The 6,160-nt window shown below is 75.3% G+C and carries 6 protein-coding genes; 3 read left to right on the top strand and 3 right to left on the bottom strand.

Annotation, left to right across the window (positions count from 1 at the left end; genetic code table 11):
• From KIK08_RS15645 to KIK08_RS15635, 3 genes are all read right to left on the bottom strand, one after another.
• Window positions 1-271: hypothetical protein (locus tag KIK08_RS15645; RefSeq protein WP_214403880.1), on the bottom strand; the 271-nt coding region annotated here is incomplete at its 3' end.
• A 140-nt stretch (window positions 272-411) separates the two neighbouring features.
• A complete protein-coding gene (locus KIK08_RS15640; RefSeq protein WP_214403879.1) occupies window positions 412-2,571 on the bottom strand; it encodes a hypothetical protein in 2,160 nt (719 codons plus the stop codon).
• A gap of 83 nt (window positions 2,572-2,654) precedes the next feature.
• Window positions 2,655-3,521, bottom strand: a complete 867-nt coding sequence (locus tag KIK08_RS15635) for an aldo/keto reductase (RefSeq protein WP_308257659.1) — start codon at window positions 3,519-3,521, stop codon at window positions 2,655-2,657.
• Between the two features lie 162 nt (window positions 3,522-3,683).
• Here KIK08_RS15635 and KIK08_RS15630 point away from each other — a divergent pair, with 162 nt between their 5' ends.
• From KIK08_RS15630 to pcaD, 3 genes are read left to right on the top strand one after another with little or no spacing between them, the layout of a single operon-like run.
• On the top strand, window positions 3,684-4,496 hold the full coding sequence (locus KIK08_RS15630) for a CoA transferase subunit A (RefSeq protein WP_214403878.1): 813 nt from the start codon (window positions 3,684-3,686) through the stop codon (window positions 4,494-4,496).
• Window positions 4,493-5,278, top strand: coding sequence for a CoA-transferase subunit beta (locus tag KIK08_RS15625; protein WP_214403877.1), 786 nt, complete (start codon window positions 4,493-4,495; stop codon window positions 5,276-5,278). The genes KIK08_RS15630 and KIK08_RS15625 overlap by 4 nt, the downstream gene beginning before the upstream one ends.
• On the top strand, window positions 5,275-6,042 hold the full coding sequence (gene pcaD / locus KIK08_RS15620) for a 3-oxoadipate enol-lactonase (protein WP_214403876.1): 768 nt from the start codon (window positions 5,275-5,277) through the stop codon (window positions 6,040-6,042). Before KIK08_RS15625 ends, pcaD begins: the two co-directional genes overlap by 4 nt.
• The last annotated feature ends 118 nt before the right edge of the window (window positions 6,043-6,160 follow it).

Here is a 6,160-nt window from a genome sequence, read left to right as displayed (position 1 = left end):
CGACGCGCGCGTGCGCGCCCGGGCGGCGCCGGGCCGGCACGACCACCGGCAGCGGCGCGGTCAACGGGTCGCGCCGGAAGCGTTCGACCGGGTCGGGCGGTGCCGGGCGCCGGCCGCTGTGCCGCGCCAGCGCGGCGAAGATCGGGGTCAGCAGCGCGTCCTCGTCGAGCGCGTGCCGGCCGGCACCCGCGTCGACCGGGGTTCCCCCGTCGATGACGCGCAGCCGCGGGCGGCCGGGACGGCGGTACGGGTCGCTGGTCGGATCGGGCATGTGCGGCACCTCCAGTGGTCAGGAACTCGACGCACCTCTGCCACCCACAACGGGGACACCCGGGCGGGGAAACGGCCGCCCGGCCCCCGACTACGCCGCCACCGGCGGTTTCACCCGGGGGAGTGGATTCGACGACCCGGTCAGGTCCGCTTCAGCACCCGGGCGGCACCCGCCGCAGCCGTGGTGGCCAGGATCCAGCCCAGCGCGACCAGCGCGGTGCTGATCCACTGCGACGGACCGGCCAGTCGCCAGTACCCGTCCTGGCCGAGGTTGATGATCGGCAGCAGGGTGTCGGCGGCGTAGATCCACGGGTCGAAGACCGGGTGCTGGCCGTCGTCGACGGGGATGGGCGGATTGAACGCGAACCAGGTGCCGCCCAGGGCCGCGAACAGCACCAACCAGGCCGCGGCCAGCCATGGCCGGTAGCCGAAGCCCACCGTCCAGCGCTGCAGCCACCCCCAGACGCGCTCCACCGCGTCGGCCTCGGCGTAGCGCCTGCGCTGGCGCTCCATGAGGACCTTCTGGGCGAGTTCCTCGTTGCCGGATCGCTGATATGCCGCAGCGAGCCGGTCGTACGGACCCGGCGCGTAGCCGGTCATCGCCCGTCGGACCCAGCGCAGCCTCGTTCGGACGTCCACCGCTCGGGGTTCGTACAACGCGCTGTAGTCGAAGCCGTCGATCTCCACGCCGCCCACCGCGTCCCACAGCAGCGCGGAGTCGGCGAACGTCGTGACGATCGCCCGGCTGAACCGGACCGGCCCGGCCGGCGCCACGGCCGGCCGGACGATGAGCTCCGAGGTCGACAGGCCGTGGGCGTTGAGCGCGTACACGGCCCGCCCGTCCGCGGTGGTGCCGAGCGTGGCGTCGGTGAACTGCACCGACTTGCCCACGTCTGCGCCCCGCATCCGGACCCCGCCCGAGGCGCTGAACCCGCCGGCGCACACCAGGTCCTTGCCGATGGTGGCCGCGCGGGCGTCCAGCGACGGGCGGACGGTGCCGTCGGAACGGCTGCGCGGAGCCGTCAGCCGCGCCCCGGTGCAGTCCAGCGTGGCGCCGATCTCGGCGTCCTGCAGGCGCACCGTGCCCGCGCAGACCAGCCGGCGCAGGTAGAACTCGCCGCCGATGCGCAACCGGTCGGCCAGCAGCGCGTACCCGCCGGGCGCGCTGAGGGTGATCCCGGACAGGCTCGCGCTGCCGCGCACGGTGGCGCCCACCAGCCGCAGCTGGCCGGCGCAGGCCAGCGCGCCGCGCCCGCTGTCGCGGGCCTCCAGGTCGCCGCCCACGTCCATGCCGTCGCCGAGCAGCGCGATGCCGCGGTCGCCGGCCCCGCGCGGGCCGAGCAGCCGCGCCCCGGACAGCCGCAGGTAGCCGCCGACCACCGCGTTCGGCAACCGGACCGTGCCGTCCGTGGACAGCCCGTCGTCGAGCTCCAGGTTGCCCTGCACCTGGACCCGGTCGGCCACCAGCGCGGCCCCGGCGTCGACGATCCCGCCCGGCACCACCGGCATGCGGGTCTCGTCGGGCACCGGGTCGGGGTCCGGCGGGCCCGGGGTGGGCAGCCGCTCGATGCGGGCGCCGGAGAACACCACGTCGCCGCCGATCCGCGCTCCGGTCAGCACGACCCGGCCGGTGGCCCGGAACTCCAGGTCGGTGCCCGTGCCGTGGCGCCCGGCCAGGAAGCTGCCCTCGATGCTCACCCCGGTCATGTCGACGGCCTCGCCGGTGGGGCTGGCCAGGTCGGCGCCGGCCAGGTCGACGTTGCCGGTGATGCGGGCGCCGGGCAGGCGCAGCTCGCCGTCGCTGCGCAGCCGGCGGGCGTACAGGGTGCCGCCGACGACGATCCGGTCGGCGAACAGCGCGCGCCCGTCGGCGCCACGCAGCCGCCCGGCCGACAGCCGCAGCGACCCCCCGATCTGGGCGTCGGAGAGGTTGACCGGCCCGGTCGCGGTGAACCCGTCGGCGAGCAGCAGGTCGGCGCCCACCCGCAGGTTGCCCGCCCGCAGGCCGGGCACGGTGCAGCCGGTCAGCGCGAGCCCGGAGAACTCGGCCATCCGCAGGTCGGGCGGGTGGGCGAAGACGCAGTCGCGCAGCTCGACGGGGACGGCGACGGCGGCGCCGGTGAGCCGCAGGACACCGCTCAACCGGGCCCGGCGCAGCCGCAGCGCCGGCGCCCCGGGCGGTGGGTCGGCGAGCAGCACGGCGGCCAGCGCGGTGGCCGGGATCGCGGCGCCGCCCAGGTCGAGCTCCCGACCGGTGGCCAGCGCGTCGCGCAGTTCCGCCTCCGGATCCCCCACCGCCACGACGACCTCCCGACGATCGACGTCCCCCGGGGGTGTCTACCACGCGGTCGGTCGGTCACCGCCCGCGCACGCGGGTCGCCCGGTCAGGCGGCGGCGTCGAGCTTCTCGACCAGCTCCAGGTCGAGCACGAGCTCGGCGGCGCGCACGTTCTCCTCCAGGTGCGCCGCGTCGGCCGTGCCGGGGATCGGCAGCATCACCGAGGAGCGCTGCAGCAGCCAGGCCAGCGCCACCTGCGAGGGCGTGGCGCCGGTGGCCGCCACCACGTCGGCCACCGGCCCGCCGGGTTCGGCCAGCCGACCCGCGGCCACCGGGGCCCACGGCAGGAACGCGATGCCCTGGGCGGTGCAGTGCCGCAGGACGTCGTCGGAGGTGCGGTCGACCAGGTTGTAGCGGTTCTGCACCGACACCACGTCGACGAACGCGCCGGCCCGCTCGATCTCTTCGACGCCGACCTCGCTCAGCCCGACCGCGGCGACCTTGCCCTCGGCCACCAGGTCGGCGAGCAGCCCGAACTGCTCCTCGGCCGGGACCGCCGGGTCGATGCGGTGCAGCTGGAACAGGTCGATGCGCTCGACGCCGAGCCGGCGCAGGCTCAGCTCGCACTGCTGGCGCAGGTACTCGGGCCGCCCGTAGGCGTGCCACTCGTCCGGACCGGTCCGCAGCAGCCCCGCCTTCGTCGCCACGGTGATCCCGTCGTAGGGGTGCAGTGCCTCGCGGAGCAGGTCCTCGGCGACCTCGGGGCCGTAGGAGTCCGCGGTGTCGAACAGGTCGACGCCGAGCTCGGCCGCGCGGCGCAGCACGCGGATGGCCCCCTGCGGGTCGGCCGGCGGGCCCCAGATCCCGGGCCCGGTCAGTCGCATGGTGCCGAACCCCAGCCGGTTCACCTCGGTGGCGCCGAGCCGGAAGCGGCCGGCCCCGACCGCGGGACGTTCGTTCGCACGGTTGGACACCAGCTCACAGTGGCACCGGCGGCGACGACCCGGCTCCCCTTCGTGACCTGGGCCTCCTGTGACGTGCCACGACGCCGCGGCACCGACCCCGGTCGGGGCGGGCGCGGGGCCGGCTGTGGCGCGCCGATTGCCGGTCCCCGCCGGGGGCACTAGCGTTCTGTCGTGGCCAAGATCGCGTCGTTGGCGGAGGCGGTGTCCGAGCTCGTGCGCGACGGCGACACCGTCGCCCTGGAGGGCTTCACGCACCTCATCCCGTTCGCCGCCGGGCACGAGATCATCCGCCAGGGCCGGCGCGGGCTGACCCTGGTCCGGATGACCCCGGACCTCATCTACGACCAGATGATCGGGGCCGGCTGCGCGAGCAGGCTGGTGTTCTCCTGGGGCGGCAACCCCGGCGTCGGCTCCCTGCACCGCATGCGCGACGCGCTGGCCACCGGCTGGCCCGCCCCGCTGGCGATCGAGGAGCACAGCCACGCCGGCATGGCCAACCGCTACGTCGCCGGCGCCTCCGGGCTGCCGTTCGCGGTGCTGCGCGGCTACGCCGGAACCGACCTGCCGCTGCACACCGACACGATCTCCTCCGTCGAGTGCCCCTTCACCGGCGAGAAGCTGGCCGCGGTCAGGGCGATCAACCCCGACGTCGGGATCATCCACGCGCAGCGCGCCGACCGCGCCGGCAACGTCCAGATCTGGGGCATCGTCGGGGTGCAGAAGGAGGCGGTGCTGGCCTCCACCCGGTCGCTGGTGACCGTCGAGGAGGTCGTCGACGAGCTGGAGCCGGTGCCCGGGGCCGTCGTGCTGCCGCACTGGGTCGTCGACGTCGTCGCCGAGGCGCCCGGCGGCGCCGCCCCGTCCTACGCCGACGGCTACTACGACCGCGACAACGCCGCCTACCGGGCCTGGGACCGGATCAGCCGGGACCGCGCGGCCTTCGGGGAGTGGCTGTCGTCGCTGCGGGGGGAGCAGGCCGCATGACCAGGACCGAGCCCGGCGCCGGGGAGACCACCTGGACGTCCGACGAGATGATGAGCATCGCCGCGGCCCGGTCGCTGCGCGACGGGCAGGCCTGCTTCGTCGGCATCGGGCTGCCCTCCACCGCGGCCAACCTGGCCCGCCGGCTGCACGCGCCGAACCTGGTGCTCATCTACGAGTCCGGCACCCTCGACACCCGCCCCGACGAGCTGCCGCTGTCCATCGGCGACGGCGTGCTGGCCGCGTCCGCGCTGTCGGTGGTCAGCGTGCCGGAGATCTTCAACTACTGGCTGCAGCCCGGCCGGATCGACGTCGGGTTCCTGTCCGGGGCCCAGCTCGACCGGTTCGGCAACATCAACACCACGGTGATCGGCGAGTACGACGAGCCGTCCGTGCGGCTGCCCGGCTCGGGCGGGGCACCGGAGATCGCGGCGTCCTGCCGCGAGGTGATCGTGGTGATGCGGCACAAGGCCAGGGCGTTCGTCGAGAGCGTCGACTTCGTGACGTCGGTGGGCCACGGCAGCGGCCCGACCGACCGCAGCGTGCTGGGGCTGCGCGGCGCGGGCCCGGTGCGCGTGATCACCGACCTCGGCGTGCTGGAGCCCGACCCGCAGACCGCGGAACTGGTGCTCACCGCGACCCACCACGGCATCGAGGTGGAGCGGGTGCGCGCCGAGACCGGCTGGGAGCTCGACGTCTCCGCCGACCTGATGATCACCGCGCCGCCCACCGGGACCGAGCTGCGCACCCTGCGCTCGATGCGCACCGTAGGAGACCCGCGATGACGACCGTCCGGCTGCACCACGTCGACGACGGACCCCGCGACGCCCCGGTGATCGTGCTGTCCGGGTCGCTGGGCTCCACGCTGCAGATGTGGCGCCCGCAGGTCGCGGCGCTGAGCGAGCGGTTCCGGGTGATCCGCGTCGACCACCGCGGCCACGGCGGCTCCCCCGTCCCCGCCGGCCCGTACACGATCGGCGACCTCGCCGGCGACGTGCTGGCCCTGCTCGACGACCTCGGCCTCGACCGGGTCGCGTGGTGCGGGCTGTCCATGGGCGGCATGATCGGCATGTACCTGGGCTCCGAGGCCCCGCACCGGCTCGGCAGCCTGACGCTGTGCTGCACCAGCTCGTACTTCCCGGACAAGACCGTCTGGCGCGACCGGATCGCCGCCGTCCGCGACCGGGGCACCGCGCCGATCGCGGCCGGCGTCGCCTCGCGCTGGTTCACCCCCGGGTGGGCCGCCGAGAACCCCGACGCCGTGGCCGAGGCCACCGACATGATCGCCGGCACCCCCGACGACGGCTACCTGGCCTGCTGCCAGGCCATCGAGGCCTGGGACCACCGCGAACGGCTCGCCTCGATCACCGTGCCGACGCTCGTCATCGCCGGCGACGCCGACCCGTCCACCCCGGTCGAACCGCACGCCCGCACCATCGCCGACGGCATCCCCGGCGCCCGGCTGGAGGTCCTGCGCGCCGCCCACCTGGCGACCATCGAACGCGCCGCCGAAGCCAACGCCCTCATCGCCGCCCACGCCTCGGCCTGACCCACCTGGCATTAGGCGGGCGTTTCGCTCCCCGTAAGGCCTGTCCGCGCAGGGCTGCGTGGTCGTCGCAGCGCTAGCTGAGGTGTCGCAGTGCGCCGGCGGGCTGCGAGCGCACCCC

Source organism: Pseudonocardia lacus, assembly GCF_018531445.1.
Taxonomy (GTDB): domain Bacteria; phylum Actinomycetota; class Actinomycetes; order Mycobacteriales; family Pseudonocardiaceae; genus Pseudonocardia; species Pseudonocardia lacus.
Note: the sequence above shows the minus strand (reverse complement) of the source record. Positions and strands in the feature narration are given on the sequence as shown.

What these genes read in the sequence shown, in the direction of transcription:
- pcaD (WP_214403876.1), top strand. Translation starts at nt 5,275, where the DNA reads ATGACGACCGTCCGGCTGCACCACGTCGACGACGGACCCCGCGACGCC.
- KIK08_RS15625 (WP_214403877.1), top strand. Translation starts at nt 4,493, where the DNA reads ATGACCAGGACCGAGCCCGGCGCCGGGGAGACCACCTGGACGTCCGAC.